The 16,566-nt window shown below is 43.2% G+C and carries 16 protein-coding genes; 8 read left to right on the plus strand and 8 right to left on the minus strand.

Features of this window, described 5'->3' with window-relative positions:
- Position 1: 1 nt before the first annotated feature.
- Together lpxM and rfaD are read right to left on the minus strand one after the other, a co-directional pair.
- Positions 2–958 carry a lauroyl-Kdo(2)-lipid IV(A) myristoyltransferase gene (lpxM, locus tag E5A76_RS04730; RefSeq protein ID WP_161118244.1) on the minus strand — a complete coding sequence of 319 codons (957 nt, stop codon included), beginning with the start codon at positions 956–958 and terminating at the stop codon, positions 2–4.
- A 7-nt stretch (positions 959–965) separates the two neighbouring features.
- Positions 966–1,910, minus strand: a complete 945-nt coding sequence (gene rfaD / locus E5A76_RS04735) for an ADP-glyceromanno-heptose 6-epimerase (RefSeq protein WP_161118245.1) — start codon at positions 1,908–1,910, stop codon at positions 966–968.
- A 114-nt stretch (positions 1,911–2,024) separates the two neighbouring features.
- On the opposite strand from rfaD, the gene E5A76_RS04740 reads away from it, so the two are divergent.
- Positions 2,025–2,669: a TetR/AcrR family transcriptional regulator gene (locus tag E5A76_RS04740; RefSeq protein ID WP_053987464.1), complete on the plus strand. Its 645-nt coding sequence runs from the start codon at positions 2,025–2,027 to the stop codon at positions 2,667–2,669.
- A gap of 80 nt (positions 2,670–2,749) precedes the next feature.
- Here the strand turns inward: E5A76_RS04740 and envC are convergent, their stop codons facing one another.
- Together envC and gpmM are read right to left on the minus strand one after the other, a co-directional pair.
- Positions 2,750–4,045: a murein hydrolase activator EnvC gene (gene envC / locus E5A76_RS04745; RefSeq protein WP_161118246.1), complete on the minus strand. Its 1,296-nt coding sequence runs from the start codon at positions 4,043–4,045 to the stop codon at positions 2,750–2,752.
- A gap of 8 nt (positions 4,046–4,053) precedes the next feature.
- A complete protein-coding gene (gene gpmM / locus E5A76_RS04750; protein ID WP_161118247.1) occupies positions 4,054–5,595 on the minus strand; it encodes a 2,3-bisphosphoglycerate-independent phosphoglycerate mutase in 1,542 nt (513 codons plus the stop codon).
- A 418-nt stretch (positions 5,596–6,013) separates the two neighbouring features.
- Between gpmM and E5A76_RS04755 the strand changes: the two genes are divergently transcribed.
- The 4 genes from E5A76_RS04755 to cysE all read left to right on the plus strand — a co-directional run bounded on the left by E5A76_RS04755 (position 6,014) and on the right by cysE (position 9,044).
- The gene (locus E5A76_RS04755; protein WP_107166700.1) at positions 6,014–6,454 is read left to right on the plus strand and encodes a rhodanese-like domain-containing protein; all 441 of its coding nucleotides are present in this window, start codon (positions 6,014–6,016) and stop codon (positions 6,452–6,454) included.
- A gap of 121 nt (positions 6,455–6,575) precedes the next feature.
- Entirely contained in the window at positions 6,576–7,037 is a 462-nt protein-coding gene (gene secB / locus E5A76_RS04760; RefSeq protein WP_053987468.1) for a protein-export chaperone SecB, read from the plus strand.
- 17 nt (positions 7,038–7,054) lie between these two features.
- Positions 7,055–8,071 (plus strand): NAD(P)H-dependent glycerol-3-phosphate dehydrogenase, encoded by a 1,017-nt coding sequence (gene gpsA / locus E5A76_RS04765; protein ID WP_008988162.1) that lies wholly within the window; start codon positions 7,055–7,057, stop codon positions 8,069–8,071.
- A gap of 151 nt (positions 8,072–8,222) precedes the next feature.
- Entirely contained in the window at positions 8,223–9,044 is an 822-nt protein-coding gene (cysE, locus tag E5A76_RS04770) for a serine O-acetyltransferase (RefSeq protein ID WP_008988161.1), read from the plus strand.
- A gap of 59 nt (positions 9,045–9,103) precedes the next feature.
- On the opposite strand, the gene E5A76_RS04775 is transcribed toward cysE, so the two are convergent.
- Positions 9,104–9,568 (minus strand): tRNA (cytidine(34)-2'-O)-methyltransferase, encoded by a 465-nt coding sequence (locus tag E5A76_RS04775; protein ID WP_008988160.1) that lies wholly within the window; start codon positions 9,566–9,568, stop codon positions 9,104–9,106.
- Positions 9,569–9,747: 179 nt separating this feature from the next.
- Here E5A76_RS04775 and E5A76_RS04780 point away from each other — a divergent pair, with 179 nt between their 5' ends.
- Positions 9,748–11,358 (plus strand): sensor domain-containing diguanylate cyclase, encoded by a 1,611-nt coding sequence (locus E5A76_RS04780; RefSeq protein WP_161118248.1) that lies wholly within the window; start codon positions 9,748–9,750, stop codon positions 11,356–11,358.
- A 1-nt stretch (position 11,359) separates the two neighbouring features.
- Here the strand turns inward: E5A76_RS04780 and cpxA are convergent, their stop codons facing one another.
- A complete protein-coding gene (gene cpxA / locus E5A76_RS04785) occupies positions 11,360–12,739 on the minus strand; it encodes an envelope stress sensor histidine kinase CpxA (RefSeq protein WP_161118249.1) in 1,380 nt (459 codons plus the stop codon).
- Positions 12,739–13,431: a response regulator gene (locus E5A76_RS04790; protein WP_023933819.1), complete on the minus strand. Its 693-nt coding sequence runs from the start codon at positions 13,429–13,431 to the stop codon at positions 12,739–12,741. The genes cpxA and E5A76_RS04790 overlap by 1 nt, the downstream gene beginning before the upstream one ends.
- A 197-nt stretch (positions 13,432–13,628) precedes the next feature.
- On the opposite strand from E5A76_RS04790, the gene E5A76_RS04795 reads away from it, so the two are divergent.
- Positions 13,629–14,096 carry a CpxP family protein gene (locus tag E5A76_RS04795; protein WP_053987472.1) on the plus strand — a complete coding sequence of 156 codons (468 nt, stop codon included), beginning with the start codon at positions 13,629–13,631 and terminating at the stop codon, positions 14,094–14,096.
- A 470-nt stretch (positions 14,097–14,566) separates the two neighbouring features.
- The gene (pfkA, locus tag E5A76_RS04800; RefSeq protein ID WP_053987473.1) at positions 14,567–15,529 is read left to right on the plus strand and encodes a 6-phosphofructokinase; all 963 of its coding nucleotides are present in this window, start codon (positions 14,567–14,569) and stop codon (positions 15,527–15,529) included.
- A 149-nt stretch (positions 15,530–15,678) separates the two neighbouring features.
- Here the strand turns inward: pfkA and tpiA are convergent, their stop codons facing one another.
- The gene (gene tpiA, locus E5A76_RS04805; protein WP_008988154.1) at positions 15,679–16,449 is read right to left on the minus strand and encodes a triose-phosphate isomerase; all 771 of its coding nucleotides are present in this window, start codon (positions 16,447–16,449) and stop codon (positions 15,679–15,681) included.
- Between the last annotated feature and the right edge of the window lie 117 nt (positions 16,450–16,566).

Here is a 16,566-nt window from a genome sequence, read left to right on the forward strand (position 1 = left end):
TTTATTTTTTTACCTGATATGGATTTTCATCACTATTCGGACGTGTTTTCAATAAACGCAGAATCCACATATATTGTTCTGGACGTTCACCAACGTATTGCTCAATACATTCGTTCATCATGCGGGCATCTTGCTCTTCTGTTTCACTAGGAAAAGGCAGAGCGGGGTAAAAATCTAATTCATATTTGCCCGTCTCGCTGTTGTACATCGCAAACAGTGGAACAATCTTTGAACGGCTGAGTTTAGACAGTCGGCCAAGACCGGACATCGTTGCTTTAGTTGTACCGAAGAAATCAACAAATACACTGTGCTCTGGGCCAAGATCTTCATCGGGTAGGTAATAACCTAAGTAGCCCTCACGAATTGATTTGATAAATGGTTTAATGCCACCGCTTCGTTCATAAACACGACCACCGTATTGCACGCGTTGACGATGCATCAACCAGTCTGAGACCGGGTTTTTCTGCTTTTTCGCCATGGCAGATACTGGCAAACCACGTGATGCGAGCAGTACTGCTGGAATATCAATTGCCCACGTATGCGGAACCAATAAGATCACACTTTGCTGTTGATCGGTCAGTGTGGTGAGGTTCTCCATTCCACGGATCACAGTATTGTTTTCTAACCAGAATTTGCTGCGCACACTTAATGAGGCAAAGCCCAGTAAAAACGTACCTGCAGTGGTGATGCTTTGCAGCAAAATAGCTTCACGCTCAGCCTCTGTTTTTTCTGGAAAGCACATTTGCAAATTTACACGTGCGCGGTGATTCGCTTTACTATTAAGCTTGATCGCTTGTTTAGCAAAGGTACTAGCAATAGCGTGACGTACCTTATGTGGCAATAAGCAAAAAAATGATGCCAGCAATACTGCAAACCACGTTCTCCAGTATTTAGGATGTAAAAACGACCACTCAAACTGTGGGTTATAGGCTTGTTTGTCGTAATGGTTATCAATCATATCGTTATTATTTATTTAAAATAGCCATGTATTCAGCAACGCCTTCGGCTACTGATTTAAACGGTTCAGGGTAACCTGCTGCACGTACTTTGGTGAGATCGGCTTGTGTATAAGCTTGGTAGCGCCCTTTTAAGTGCTCAGGGAACGGAACAGATTCTACCTTACCTTTACCGTGGAATTTTACGACAGCATCAGCGACAGCTTGGAAAGACTCTGCGTTGCCTGTACCGCAGTTAAAAATGCCTGATACGCCATTTTCTAGGAACCACAAGTTCATTTTGCAAACGTCACCAACATAGACGAAATCACGTTTGAAGCCCTCTGAGCCTTCAAACAGTTTAGGGTTATCGCCAGCGTTGATTTGGCTGTTGAGATGGAAAGCGACAGAAGCCATGCTGCCTTTGTGTTGCTCACGAGGACCATAAACATTGAAGTAACGGAAACCAGTGATCTGAGAGAGTTTCTCGCCATGTGTTTCAGCATCTTGCCAAATGCGGCGTACGTAGTTATCAAATTGCTGTTTTGAGTAACCGTAGACGTTTAGCGCACCTTCATAAGGCTTTTCTTCAATGAAGTCATGATCTCGGCCACCATAGGTTGCGGCAGAAGAGGCGTATAAGAATGGAATTTCACGCTCTAAACAATAATGTAATAGCTCTTTTGAGTATTCATAGTTGTTTAGCATCATGTATTTACCGTCCCACTCAGTGGTTGCAGAGCAAGCACCTTCATGGAAGATGGCATCAATGTGACCAAACTCATCACCCGCCATAATTTGGGTGATGAAGTCTTCTTTATCCATGTAATCAGCAATATCTAAATCGACAAGGTTGGCAAATTTAGTACCGTCTTTGAGGTTATCCACCACTAAAATATCGTTACGACCTTGCTCGTTGAGGGCTTTTACGATGTTGCTGCCGATCATGCCGGCGCCGCCAGTCACAATTATCATGGGAGAAATCCTTCATTGATGAAATAACGGCTTGTAGTTATAGAGCGACAAGCCAAAAAAACGTTAACTTATGATAACATTATATGCAGCAGAAGGGCGAAGGAAGTCAATGAAATGAAAACCCGAGACAGAATTATTCATGCGGCATTAGCGTTATTTAACGACAATGGTGAGCCAAACGTAACAACCAACCATATTGCTGCTGATTTAGCGATAAGTCCGGGTAACCTTTACTATCACTTTCGCAATAAAGAGCAAATTATTCATAGCATTTTCGATTTGTATGCAACGGATTTGCAAGTGAGTTTTCAACCTCGTAGTGAAGCAGAAAGTACAGAAAGCTTGTTGAGTTACTTAGATGCGATGTTTTTGCTGATGTGGCGTTATCGCTTCTTTTACGCCAATTTGCCTGACATCTTACGTCGTGATCCCGAGTTGCAACAGAAGTACCTTGCTGCACAGGTACAGTTACGCAGTAATATTGCGGTGTTGATGCAGAGCTTAAAAGAAGGTGGTCTGGTTGATATTGACGATGACGATCTAAAAACCTTAGCCGATACTTTATTGATGGTGGCATCGAGTTGGATCAGTTATCAAACCACGCAGGTTGTTGGTGCGAAAATTACGCCAACCGTGATTTATAAAGGCGTGATCCAAATATTGAATATTGTGAGGCCGTTAGCGACACCAATGGGACGTGAACGTGTTGAAGGACTAAAGCAGTACTATAAGCAAAAAGAGCAGCAAGCAGACCGTTAAGGTTGCCCGAAAATAACTGTTAATAAAAAAGGTTGGGATAGTGATATCGCCAACCTTTTTTGTTTATGTTGATATTGCGCTTAGTTCAGCCAAGGTTTTGGATTGATTGGCTGACCTTTACGGCGGATTTCAAAGTAGAGGCTAGGCTGCTCCTGACCACCACTGTCACCCACAAGGGCAATAGGCTCACCGGCTTGAACCGTATCACCGACTTTTTTCAGTAGGGTTTGGTTGTAGCCATAGAAACTCATGTCACCTTTACCGTGATCGATACCGATCATCAAACCGTAGCCTCGTAGCCAATCAGCAAAGATGATCCGACCTGAGTATATTGCTCGAACCTGACTGCCGAGTGGCTTACTAAATACCATGCCTTTCCAATGCAACTGACCACGCTGTAATGAGCCATAGTTATGCAGGATAGGCCCTTTCACTGGCCAGTAAAGCTTGCCTTTATGACGAGCAAGGCCATCCATCGGCACACGTGCATTTTGGCTTGCATATTGACGATCAATCTCACGGGCTTCAGCTTCTGCTGCTGCGCGCGCTTTGGCTTCTTTCGCCGCTTTAATTCGCGCTTCTGCTGCTGCTTTTTCACGGGCAATACGTGCCGCTTCTTCACGGGCACGGCGCTCTGCTTCTGCTTTGGCTTTGGCAATTGCCGCAATCATGCGTTTTTCGTTGGCTTGTAGCTCAGCAAGATCTTCATTATCACTGGCGATCTGCTTTTTGATCGTTGTCAGCGTTTGCTGGCGTGATTGCTGTTGTTGATCGAGCGTTTGTTTTTGCTGTTTAAGCGTATTGAGTGCTTGTTGTTGCTCTGTTTTTTGCTCTTTAAGCTCATGCACTTTCATTTGAATTTCAGTTTGCGTGGCATCGAGGGCGTCAATGGCTTCGACACGGGCTTTACTGATGTGCTCTGCATAGGTGGTCATGCGATCAAGACGAGTTGAATCTTCACCGCTAAGGAGGCTGGCGATATCACTGTCTTGGCCTTGACGATACTGAGCATTGAGTAGGGAAGCGACAACCGCCTTTTGTTGCTGTTGCTTTTGCTCTAGTGCTGCTTGTTCCTTGTTTAATTTATCAATCGAACGCTTAATGGTGGCTAATTGATTGTTAGTCGCATGAATATTATTTGCTGCTTTGGCAATGTTCAGTTCGTGTTGTTTTAACTCTTGTTGCAAGCCATCGAATTTCTTTTGCTTGCTTGCCAGTTGACTTTTTTGACGTGAGATTTCCTGTTTTACGCCGTCGAGCTGGTTTTGACTGGACGCTGCACATGGAACGGCAAATGCCATGCATAGTAAAGCGCCAGTGCATAATGCACTGGCGCGGATTTTTTTGTTTAGATGTTTTCTAATCATATCTCGCATGGAGATAATTATTTCAGATTGTATAGCACCTGACCAGACATCTCTGTAGGGATTTCCATATCTGTTAGTGAAAGCATCGTTGGTGCAAGATCTGACAGCTTACCACCAGACTTAAGCTCTAAGTCTTTACCACCTACGTAAATCAGTGGTACTGGTAGGTTAGTGTGCGCAGTGTGGATACCGCCAGTTGCCGGATCAACCATCATTTCTGCGTTACCGTGGTCAGCCGTGATTAATAGTTGACCGTCAGCTTCTTTGATTGCCGCTACTACTTTACCTAGGCAAGTATCTAGTGCTTCACAAGCTTTTACTGCTGCATCGTAAACACCAGTGTGACCAACCATATCACCGTTAGGGTAGTTACAGATGATCATGTCAAATTCACCGCCTTTGATTGCTGCAACAAGCTTTTCAGTTAGCTCTGGTGCGCTCATTTCAGGCTGTAGATCGTAAGTTGCTACTTTTGGTGAAGCAACAAGCTGGCGTGATTCACCGTCAAACTCATTTTCAACACCACCGTTGAAGAAGAAAGTAACGTGTGCGTATTTCTCTGTTTCAGAGATACGTAGCTGCTTTTTGCCTTTCTTCGATAGCCACTCACCTAGCGTGTTATCTAGGCTTGCAGGTGGGAATGCTGTTGTTAGCTCAATGTCTGCAGCGTATTGCGTTAGCATTACGAAATCAGATAGTTGAGGGAACTGTGCACGCTCAAATGCAGTGAAGCTTGGCTCGAATGCACGGGTGATTTCACGAGCACGGTCAGCACGGTAGTTCATGAAAATAACGCTGTCGCCATCTTCCATGATTGCTGCTTCTTGGCCTTCAGCACGGATTTCTGTTGCTTTAACGAATTCATCGTTTTCGTCACGCTCATAAGCTGCAGCTAGACCGTCAACCGCGTTTGCTACTGTGTATTCAGCTTTAGCTGCAGTTAGTAGGTTGTAAGCTTGTTCAACGCGATCCCAGTTGTTATCGCGGTCCATAGCGTAGTAACGACCGATAAGAGAAGCAGTACGACCTTTACCTAGTTTTTCAAATAGCTCATTGAAACGAACTAGTGAATTTTTCGCGCTACGAGGTGGAGTATCACGACCATCTAGGAATGCGTGAAGGTAGATCTTCTCTGCACCACGTTGTGCTGCCATTTCAATGGCTGCAGCAATGTGATCTTCGTGGCTGTGTACGCCACCTGGAGATAGAAGACCTAAGATATGAACCGCTTTACCTGCGTTTACTGCTTTATCGATAGCAGAAACCAGTGCCGCGTTTTCGAAGAATTCACCGTCGCTGATCGCTTTAGTGATACGAGTAAGATCTTGGTATACCACACGACCAGCACCAATGTTGGTGTGACCTACTTCAGAGTTACCCATTTGACCATCTGGTAGGCCAACATCGATACCTGAAGCTGAAATTAGGGTATTAGGACTATGAGCTAATAGCTCATCCATTATTGGCGTATTAGCGTTAGCAATAGCGTTATCCGCATTATCTTCGCGGTAGCCCCAACCATCTAGAATAACAAGTGCAAGTGGTTTCTTCGCAGACATGTCCTGTCCCTCTTCGAATAAAATAAATCTATATCAATTGCCTTAAACGTCTATTGAATAGGCAGCTTTAAGGTAATTGCAATATCCCTTGACGTAATTTTACTACAGAATTGATGAGAAACTGTAGGAGAAGATCAAACTAAGCGTCGGACGTATTGTGACCTATTCGACAAAATATATGCATTTATTGTCTCGAGTGTAAGTCCTAGATCACAGTTTTTTTCTATTTCATTAATAGGTAAGGCTGTGATTAGCTTTTATACTGAGGCGTGCGCTGACTTATTTACGTCAACAAGTGAGTTGAAGCGCGGAATCAATACCGTGTGCTGTACATGACAGGTAACAACGGTATACTCAAAATCTTTTAAAAATCCCGTTAATCTTGGTTGCGAGTCAGCCATGAAGCAGAGCGAAGCAAATGCAACAATATATTGATTTTTTTACAAGTAATCCGATTTTATCTTTAGTGTGGGTGGGTTTAGTTGTTGCCATCATTGGTTCAATGGTGAAAGAAAAAACAGCAACTTACAAAGTCATTGGCATTAATGATGCGACAGTATTAGTAAACCGTGAAGAGGGTGTATTTGTTGATATTCGCTCTCGTGATGAATACCGTAAAGGTCATATTGCGGGCTCACTTCACGCTTTACCAAGCCAAATTAAAGAACAAAACCTTGGTGAGCTTGAAAAACATAAATCAGCCCCAATTATAGTGGTATGTAAGACAGGTCAAACTGCACAAACAGCGGCAGATGACCTAAGCAAAGCAGGCTTTACTAACGTTAACGTTCTAAAAGATGGCTTAATTGCATGGAACGAAGCGAATTTACCGCTAGTAAAAAGCAAAGGTAAAAAGTAAGTCGCACATATTTTGCGGTAGGGTAAACACGCTGCCGCTATTTATTTAATACAGCCTGTGGTTAGCACGATGGCTGGCGTATTCAATCTCGTATTGACGAGTATAAAAAAGGACTCCGGAAATGGCTGAAGCAGCAAATACAGAAGCACAACAAAACTTCCAAATTCAACGTATCTTCCTAAAAGACGTTTCTTTTGAAGCGCCAAACTCACCTGACATGTTCCAAAAAGAATGGAACCCAGATGTGAAATTAGATCTTGATACTCAAAGCCGTGAACTAGCTGAAGGTGTTTACGAAGTTGTGCTTCGTCTAACTGTGACAGTTAAGAACGCAGAAGAAAATGCATTCCTATGTGAAGTACAACAAGGTGGTATTTTCACTGTTGCAGGTATGGAAGCGCCACAACTAGCACATTGCCTAGGTGCATTCTGTCCAAACATCCTATTCCCATACGCTCGTGAAACTATCTCAAGCCTAGTGGTTAAAGGTACGTTCCCACAATTGAACCTAGCACCAGTTAACTTTGATGCGTTGTTCATGAACTACCTACAAAACCAAGCTGAAGCAAACGCAGAAGCTTAATAAGCAAAGTAACAATTATGACTAAGAACGCGAATAATACGATTTCAATGGCCGTGCTGGGTGCAGGATCTTACGGTACCGCACTGGCGATTGCACTATCTCGAAATGGCGCAAACGTCATTTTGTGGGGCCATGAGCCTGAGCACATGGCACAGTTGGAAATTGATCGTGCCAATGAAGCGTTTCTTCCTGGTGTGCGCTTCCCTGATTCATTGATTGTAACGTCAAACTTACAAGATGCAGTGGAAGGCAGTCGTGACATCCTTGTTGTAGTACCAAGTCATGTTTTTGGCATGGTGTTATCGCAAGTTAAACCGTTCCTACGTTCTGATTCTCGTATCTGTTGGGCAACCAAAGGGCTTGAACCTGAAACTGGACGTTTACTGAAAGATGTTGCGGTTGATGCGTTAGGCAGTGATGTGCCGCTTGCGGTGTTATCAGGGCCAACATTTGCGCAAGAGTTGGCTGCGGGTTTACCAACTGCGATTTCAGTTGCCTCTCCTGATGCTGAATTTGTTGCCGATCTTCAAGAAAAAATTCATTGTGATAAAACCTTTAGGGTGTATAGCAACAATGACTTTATCGGTATGCAATTAGGTGGCGCAGTGAAAAACGTTATCGCCATTGGTGCGGGTATGTCTGACGGTATTGGCTTTGGTGCGAATGCGCGTACAGCGTTAATTACTCGTGGTCTTGCTGAAATGTGCCGTCTTGGTGCCGCCTTAGGAGCACAGCCTGAAACTTTTATGGGCATGGCTGGCCTTGGCGATCTTGTGCTGACATGTACAGATAACCAATCACGTAACCGTCGATTTGGTTTAGCATTAGGTGCTGGTAAAAGCGTTGAGCAAGCACAGCAAGATATTGGTCAAGTTGTTGAAGGGTATCGTAATACCAAAGAAGTTTGGCAATTAGCGAAACGTAACGGTGTTGAGATGCCAATCACGGAGCAAATTTACCAAGTTCTTTATCAAGGTAAAGATGCCCGTGAAGCGGCTAAAGAATTGTTAGCACGCGAGAAAAAATACGAATAACAGCAAGATATCAAAGGTAAGTGCCTTATTATCTACTGTTTCAATAACGCGAGCCTCGGCTCGCGTTGTTTTTTTTTGCAATCAGGTTAAAGTAATACCTGACCAATTAAGTATAGTTATAAATAGAATACATTAAGTAGCAGAGGGTGACGTGAAGCAATGTCAACAACACCAGCTTTGGCAAGCGATCAAGCAGGAAGCACGCGAGCAGTCAGAGCATGAACCTATGCTGGCGAGTTTTTATCACGCCACCATTATTAAGCATGATGATTTAGCCTCTGCATTGAGTTATATCTTAGCCAACAAATTAGCCACACCATCAATGCCAGCGATGGCTGTGCGAGAAGTGATTGAAGAAGCCTTTGCCAGTGATTGCAATATTGTTGAAGCGGCTTCTTGTGATATTCGTGCTGTCGTTGAGCGCGATCCGGCGATTGAAATGTATTCTATTCCACTGCTGTATTTAAAAGGTTGCCATGCGCTACAGGGCTACCGTGTTGCAAACTGGTTGTGGAAACAAGATCGAAAAGCATTAGCTGTGTATCTACAAAACCAAATCTCAGTCGCGTGTCAGGTGGATGTGCATCCGGCAGCGAAAATCGGTCGAGGGATCATGTTTGACCATGCAACGGGAATTGTGATCGGCGAAACTGCCGTGGTTGAAAACGATGTCTCGATTTTGCAAGACGTGACGCTGGGTGGTACTGGTAAAGAAGGCGGTGATCGTCACCCGAAAATTCGTGAAGGTGTGATGATTGGTGCTGGTGCGAAAGTGCTGGGTAATATTGAAGTGGGCGAAGGGGCGAAAATTGGTTCTTGCTCTGTGGTATTAAATCCAGTGCCTGCGCATACCACTGTTGCAGGTATTCCAGCAAAAGTGGTGGGTCGACCAAGTACTGATAAGCCATCAATGGATATGGATCAGCAATTTAATGGCTCATCCCAAACCTTCACGCAAGGTGATGGTATTTAACGATATTATTTTAAACACAAGATTTGAAAACGGCGATCATTTGATCGCCGTTTTTGTTTTTATACCGCGCCGTTAAAGCCCATTTGACGCCATGCTTCAAATGAGATGATAGCCACTGCATTTGATAAATTAAGGCTACGACTATCAGGTTGCATCGGAATACGTAAGCGCTGTTCAAGCGGAAGGCTGGCAATGAACTCAGCAGGCAAACCACGGGTTTCAGGACCGAATAGCAGCACATCACCTTGTTCGAACTTTGCGTTAGTATGGAAGTTGGTGGTTTTTGTCGTGCAGGCAAAAATACGACGACCTTGCATTGCTTCCATGAAAGCGGCGAAGTCTTTATGGCGATGGACATGGGCTAAATCATGGTAGTCCAATCCGGCACGACGCACTTTCTTTTCATCAAGATCAAAACCTAATGGCTCAATTAAGTGCAAGTTTGCGCCACAGTTGGCACTTAGACGAATAATATTGCCAGTATTTGGGGCAATTTCTGGTTCATATAACGCAATATCAAACATAGCTCATCGCTTCATTAACGCAAAAGATAGTGCATTGTGACAAGCACAGCTCGAACAAGCAAACTGAGAATAATAAAGGTTATTGTTAATAACGATAAAATTAATTGTTGTGATTTTTGTATCGCTATTAGGCATACTCAGCAGCCTTTTTTTGCTTATGTGTAATTACCTTGCTTGCTATGAAAAATCTGACTATTGCTGAATATAAGTTTTTCTTTGTCCGCTTTACGTTGATATTTTTATTATTGTTGACGGTGTTTATATCGATTTTTTATTTCGATTCACAATCTGATCTTGAGCGACGTAAAAGCAATATTCAAGTGCAGCAAAAAGCATTATTGGTAGGTAAGAAAAACTATATTCAAGTGGTTATAGGCTCTGTGGTGAGAGAAACCGCGTTGCTTTCCGATATTGCGATTAACCATGAAATATTTCGGGTGATGGCATTGGAAAATAAGGCTGAAAAGGCGTTATTACTTGCCCGTTTTTCAGATGCATTAAAATCGGTCAGTCAACGAAAAGAGATCTACGATCAAATGCGTTATCTCGATTTAGAGGGTAATGAAGTCGTTCGCGTCAATTTTAACGATGGTCGAGCTTTGATTGTGCCGCCGAATGGACTGCAGCAGAAAAGGCATCGCTATTATTTTAAAGAAGCCGCTAAATTGCAGCATAAGGGTATTTACATCTCACCACTGGATTTAAATATTGAACATGGTGCTATCGAAGTGCCTTATAAACCGATGATCCGTTTATCTGCTCCGGTATTTGATAAAAAGGGTAATAAACAAGGGATTGTGATCATCAATTATTTAGCCAAGTATTTAATGGAAGGGCTAGGTTTATTCAATCTTAATAGTGGGACTAACTATATGTTAGTCAACAGTGATGGATATTTTCTGTACAACAACTTATACCCTGAAAAAGAATTTGCCTTTATGTTTGCTGGTAAAAAGGATCAAACGATTTATCAGCAGTTCCCTGAATTGGAAGTACAAATCCAAGCAATGCAGTCGGGGCAAATAGAGACGTCGAAAGGCGTGATGACCATTGAATCTGTGGGGGCGGTTGGGCGGGTTAATCCTTACTGTTTTCAGGAATATCATGTAACGGAAAATAATTCGACGGCGTGGAAGCTAATTTCTTTTGTTGCTTTTGATAAACGCGGTGACTTTATTAAGGCGATCGAACATCATCAAACCTTGGTGTATATCGCGATTATTTTGAGTTTAGTTTTATCTTATTGGTTTTCCCGTTATCAATTAAAAGAGCATATCAATAACCAACGGATCAATGTGCTAGCGCATCATGATGGTTTAACTGAGCTTGTTAATCGCATGGCCTTTGTAAACCAAGCCAATTTGATGCTTGAAAGCTGTATGCATGATGAAAAATCAGCGTGTTTGCTCTATATCGATTTAGATGATTTTAAGCCAATCAATGATCAATATGGTCATGCGACTGGAGATAAGGTGCTGATCCACATGGCATCGATAATGCGTAAAGTGTTTGGCAAACAGGCATTGTTGGCGCGTTTAGGTGGGGATGAATTTGCGGTGTTGCTATCTTCAGCGAAACATTTAGAGAGCCCCGAGCAATATGCGGCTTCGTTGCAACAACTGTTAGGCTGCCCTTTTGAAGTAGCACCTGATACATATATTCATATCCACTCAAGCATTGGTGGGTGTTGCTTCAATGGTGAAATCACACTTGAAGAGCTGATGCACCAAGCAGATATGGCAATGTATCAGGCGAAACGTAAAGGTAAAAATCAAGCCTGTTTTATCTAACTTAACGACATAACGGCAGCGTAATCGTGATATTTAATCCGCCTAGCGGACTTTGTTTTGCTTCAATGGTACCGCGATGCTGGCGGATAGCGCTTTCTGTAATGGCAAGCCCTAACCCTGTACCGCCACTATCACGATCGCGGGCAGTGGAAACGCGATAAAAGGGGCGGAAAATATCCTCTAATTCCGCTTCAGGTACGCCTTCACCATTATCGTCAATGGTAATGGTGAGCAGGTGCTGCTGCACTGAAAAATGGAGCTCAATGATGTTATTGCCATATTTGATCGCGTTACGAATAACGTTCTCAAGAGCACTTATTAATAGGTTTGGATTACCTGTGATAGGCCAATCTTGCAGCGTGTTATAACGCAAGGTTTTGTGGCATTGCTCAGCTTCAAATTTCGCATCCTCTAGCATTTCATACCATAACGTATGGCAATCAAGTTGCTCGTTTTGTTGATGGCTATTTACCTGCATACGCGAGAGCTCTAATAACTCACCAATCATGGTTTCTAGCCGTTCAGCTTCGGTATCGATCCGGCTTAATTCTTTACTACTCCCTTGCTTGCGTTGGGCAAGTGCTGTTGCCATGCGTAAGCGAGTAAGAGGAGAGCGAAGCTCATGGGAGATATCAGACAGTAAACGCTGTTGCCCACTGATCATGGTATTTAATGCCCCAACCATTTGATTAAAGCTCGCACCGGCTTGTTTGAATTCGCGAGGTCCGGTTTCTAAGTTAGGATCAGCGGTAAATTCCCCTTGTGCGACACGCTCTGCGGCATCTTGTAACCGTCTGGCTGGACGGGTGACAGCCCATGCTAGCCATAATAAAAATGGGGTGCTGACCAGCATGGTAACCAGCAGTAATTTAAAGGGTTTATCTAATATTTGAATGATAAACGGTGGTGCACCTCGCCACACGGTGCCGTTATACATATAGATATCACCGTTGGGGGTGTTGATAGCAAAAGGACCTGCCATCATCCAGCGACCATAAAGGCGCTGTTTAGGTGAGGCGGGATCATCTGATACCGTAATAAAGTTACGCAACGCTTTGGTGTGTTTTTGTGGTGCGATGATATCGCCATCAATCGTGGTGAAGTAGATTTGATCATCATGGTTATCTCGACGTTTGGTTAAACGGCGGATTTTCTGATCAAAAGACAAGCGTTTAAAATTTTCATGACGTGGATAGGTAAGCGCTTGAGAAACATTAGCGGCGGTGTTTTCCAACCGCTTTAAGTGTGGCTCGGGGATCGCTTGCCCGCTACGAGGGTCGAGTTGAAACAACAATACAATTGTTACTACGACCACAAATAATGTGAACCAAAAGATAGCAAAGATACGGCCGTATAAACTGGTGATCCCCGGAAATTTCATTAGGCTTCCTCTACCAATAAGTAACCTTTACCACGTAGTGTCTTGATCCTCGGTTTGCCGTCTAGACGCTCAGGAAGTTTCTTTCGAATATTAGAAACATGCATATCGATAGCGCGATCAAACTGGGCTAGGCGTTTCCCAAGCACTTCTAAGCTTAAGGTTTCTTTAGCGACAATTTGCCCTGGGTGTTGAACAAAATAGCTCAGCAGCGCAAGCTCTGTGCCTGTCATTTCAATCGCTTGATCATGGCAAAACACTTCTTGTCGACCGGGATAAATAACAATGTCTTGATAGGTTAACTTATCCGCTTTATTGGCTGCTTTATCATTATTACCTTGGGTACGACGCAGTACTGCACGCATACGTGCCAATAGTTCACGATCACTGAACGGTTTAGGCAGATAATCATCAGCACCGAGCTCTAACCCTAGTACGCGATCAATTTCATCTCCTTTAGCTGTGAGCATCATAACTGGGGTGGTGTGGGATTCTCGCAGGCGGCGGAGCATTTCAGTACCGTTCATCACTGGCATCATGACATCAAGCAAAATGAGATCGATGCTGCTATCAACCTTTTCTAATCCTTGTTGACCATTATTGGCTTCAACCACGTCAAAGCCTTCTAACTCTAAGATATCTTTTAATAATGCGGTGAGTTCAACGTCATCATCGACCAGTAAAATTTTCGCCATGTGTCATCCTATGAGAGATAGAAATGCAGATTAGATAATGAGGCTAGTATCGCTAATGTCAGCCTTAACGCCAAGTTTCCCTGTAATAGCTTTACTTAGCTTTACGTTTACTCGACAGCGCTTTACTTGCTAGCCGTTATGATTACTACCAAGCAAACGGCATAGCTTGCCGCACCCTAATAGCTGGAGAGATAAGCATGAAGATGTTCAAGAAAACAATGATGATGGCGATTGCAGTACCAATGGTGTTAGGTTCAATGTCAGCATTTGCCGCACCGGGCTCTCATGAAATGAAAGGGCATCATGGTGAGCGTAGTCTTTTTAAACAGTTAGAGCTAACTGATGCACAAAAGTCTGAAATGAAGGCACTGCGTGAGCACAATCGTGAAACGATGAAAACAGAGCGCCTAGCCAATCGCAGTGAAATGCAGGCAGATCATAAAGCACTAGAAAAATTAGTATTGGCGGATAATTTTGATGAGCAAGCAGTACGTCAACTGGTTGAGCGAATGTCTGAAAAACAAGCTGAGCATCGTGTTGAGCGATTAAAACAACGCCACCAAATGCTGAATATTTTAACTCCTGCACAAAAAGTGAAATTTGCTGAATTAAAACAACAGCAAGCTGAAAAACACTTTATGAAGCTTGAGAAAAAAGCGCACTGAGTATTTGATTTCAATATATAAAATAAAAAAGCCATAACATCTGTTATGGTTTTTTTTGATTTTCAGCGCAAGTGATCATGCTTTCATAAAAAAATCATCATGACGATCGTATTTTCTCGTAGGTTTTGTTATTAATTGTCACCATAAAACGGCTATACTGCGTGATATTGAACACAGCATAGGCATTTGGATCAGCAAGTACACGAATAAAAACGGACTGATAATGTAGTAATGTCAGTTGAAAATGAAAGAGATAACGTTAGTTTGTGTGTAAAAATAAGCTTGTTGGAATCCCAGCCTTGCGTGATATGAATCAACAAAATTTTTTATCAAAATTGTAATACTCCTACATAAGTAGGAAAGTTTCAGTTTTTACACGTACAACCTAAAATGGTTGTAGTATCGAGTTGGGGAACCTCGGTATATCGTGTCGGATTTGATTTTTCAATTCCCAAAGTCAGAGGGTAACCATGATTAAGAAGATTGGTGTTTTGACCAGTGGTGGTGACGCACCTGGTATGAATGCAGCGGTTCGCGGCGTAGTTCGTGCAGCGTTGACTGAAGGTCTAGAAGTTTACGGTATTTATGATGGCTACCAAGGTCTTTATAACAACTGTATCGAAAAGCTAGATCGTAAAAGTGTATCTGATGTGATCAACAAAGGCGGTACATTCCTAGGCTCTGCGCGTTTTCCTGAATTCCGTGAAGTGGAAGTTCGTGAAAAAGCGATTGAGAACCTAAAACTGCACGGCATTGACGCGTTAGTAGTAATTGGTGGTGACGGTTCATACATGGGTGCGAAGAAGTTAACTGAGATGGGTTACCCATGTATCGGTCTTCCTGGCACTATCGATAATGACGTTGCAGGTACTGATTACACTATCGGTTACATGACTGCAATGAACACAGTTATCGATGCGATCGACCGTTTACGTGATACATCATCTTCACACCAACGTATCTCTATCGTAGAAGTGATGGGCCGCCACTGTGGTGATCTAACGCTAATGTCTGCGATTGCTGGTGGTTGTGAGTACATCATCACACCTGAAACTGGCCTAGATAAAGAAAAACTACTGAAGCATATCCACGAAGGTATTGCTAAAGGTAAGAAACACGCAATTATCGCGATCACTGAGCTGATGACTGACGTGAATGAACTTGCTAAGTACATTGAAAAAGAAACGGGTCGTGAGACTCGTGCAACAGTACTTGGTCACATTCAACGTGGTGGTCAACCAACAGCGTTTGACCGCGTACTAGCATCTCGCATGGGAGCATACGCAGTAGAGCTTCTTCAGCAAGGTGAAGGTGGTCGTTGTGTGGGTATTCAGTGTGAAAAACTGGTTCACCACGACATCATTGATGCGATTGAAAATATGCGTCGCCCAGTACGTAACGATCTATACGAATTAGCTGAGAAGCTGTTCTAATAGACGCACCTACTGTGTGATAAAAAAGAAAAGGTCGATGATTATCGGCCTTTTTTATTGCCTGAAAATCAGCAATGGATAGGATTTATTTGGCGGTAAAACAAAAAGGCCACCCGTAGGTGACCTCTTAGGCTAATCAAAAAGAATGATTAGTTTTTCGCTTCAGCAGCTGCTTTAGCGATAGCTGCGAAGCTTTCAGCATCAAGTGCTGCGCCACCAACTAGAGCACCGTCGATGTCTGGTTGTGCGAAGTATGCAGCTGCGTTTTCAGGCTTAACAGAACCGCCGTATTGGATAACAACGTTCTTCGCTACTTCTTCGCTCTTCTCAGCGATGTGAGCACGGATAGCAGCGTGGATGCGTTGTGCATCATCAGCAGTTGCTGCTTTACCAGTACCGATAGCCCAGATTGGTTCGTAAGCGATGATTGCACCGTTTAGTGCTTCAACACCTTGAGTATTGATAACAGCGTCGATTTGACGAGCACATACAGCAACAGTTTCGCCTGCTTCGTTTTGTGCTTCTGACTCACCGATACATAGTACAGGTGTTAGGCCGTTTTCTTTTAGGAATGCGAATTTCTTAGCTACGAACTCGTCTGATTCGTTGTGGTATTCACGACGCTCAGAGTGACCGATGATGATGTGGCTAGCACCGAATTCTTTAAGCATTGCAGGAGAGATATCACCTGTGAATGCACCGTTGTTGTGTAGATCAACGTTTTGTGAGCCTAGGATGATTTTGCTGTTAGCTTTGCTTAGTAGCTGCTCTGCTAGATCCAAGTACATTACTGGTGGAGCGATTGCTACATCAACACCTTCAACACCGTTAAGTGCTGCATCAAGACCTTTGATAAGGCCAGAGACCATTTCCTTGCTACCGTTTAGCTTCCAGTTACCCATAACCACAGGATGGCGCATAGCTTTTCTCCAAATTTAAATGATGTAATTAACTTAACTTGATTTAGTAAAAATATACCAAGAATGGTTCATTTTTACTGTCCAAAATCATTAATGAGCTCGGTTGTACCTTTTTCA

Source organism: Photobacterium lucens (assembly GCF_009873615.1).
Lineage (GTDB): Bacteria > Pseudomonadota > Gammaproteobacteria > Enterobacterales > Vibrionaceae > Photobacterium > Photobacterium lucens.

Excerpts from the sequence above, each read along its gene's own strand:
- cpxA (WP_161118249.1), bottom strand. The coding sequence starts at position 12,739 with ATGAAATTTCCGGGGATCACCAGTTTATACGGCCGTATCTTTGCTATC.
- lpxM (WP_161118244.1), bottom strand. The coding sequence starts at position 958 with ATGATTGATAACCATTACGACAAACAAGCCTATAACCCACAGTTTGAG.
- E5A76_RS04795 (WP_053987472.1), top strand. The coding sequence starts at position 13,629 with ATGAAGATGTTCAAGAAAACAATGATGATGGCGATTGCAGTACCAATG.
- E5A76_RS04790 (WP_023933819.1), bottom strand. The coding sequence starts at position 13,431 with ATGGCGAAAATTTTACTGGTCGATGATGACGTTGAACTCACCGCATTA.
- tpiA (WP_008988154.1), bottom strand. The coding sequence starts at position 16,449 with ATGCGCCATCCTGTGGTTATGGGTAACTGGAAGCTAAACGGTAGCAAG.
- envC (WP_161118246.1), bottom strand. The coding sequence starts at position 4,045 with ATGCGAGATATGATTAGAAAACATCTAAACAAAAAAATCCGCGCCAGT.
- secB (WP_053987468.1), top strand. The coding sequence starts at position 6,576 with ATGGCTGAAGCAGCAAATACAGAAGCACAACAAAACTTCCAAATTCAA.
- E5A76_RS04775 (WP_008988160.1), bottom strand. The coding sequence starts at position 9,568 with ATGTTTGATATTGCGTTATATGAACCAGAAATTGCCCCAAATACTGGC.
- gpsA (WP_008988162.1), top strand. The coding sequence starts at position 7,055 with ATGACTAAGAACGCGAATAATACGATTTCAATGGCCGTGCTGGGTGCA.
- E5A76_RS04780 (WP_161118248.1), top strand. The coding sequence starts at position 9,748 with ATGAAAAATCTGACTATTGCTGAATATAAGTTTTTCTTTGTCCGCTTT.
- E5A76_RS04755 (WP_107166700.1), top strand. The coding sequence starts at position 6,014 with ATGCAACAATATATTGATTTTTTTACAAGTAATCCGATTTTATCTTTA.
- gpmM (WP_161118247.1), bottom strand. The coding sequence starts at position 5,595 with ATGTCTGCGAAGAAACCACTTGCACTTGTTATTCTAGATGGTTGGGGC.
- rfaD (WP_161118245.1), bottom strand. The coding sequence starts at position 1,910 with ATGATAATTGTGACTGGCGGCGCCGGCATGATCGGCAGCAACATCGTA.
- E5A76_RS04740 (WP_053987464.1), top strand. The coding sequence starts at position 2,025 with ATGAAAACCCGAGACAGAATTATTCATGCGGCATTAGCGTTATTTAAC.
- pfkA (WP_053987473.1), top strand. The coding sequence starts at position 14,567 with ATGATTAAGAAGATTGGTGTTTTGACCAGTGGTGGTGACGCACCTGGT.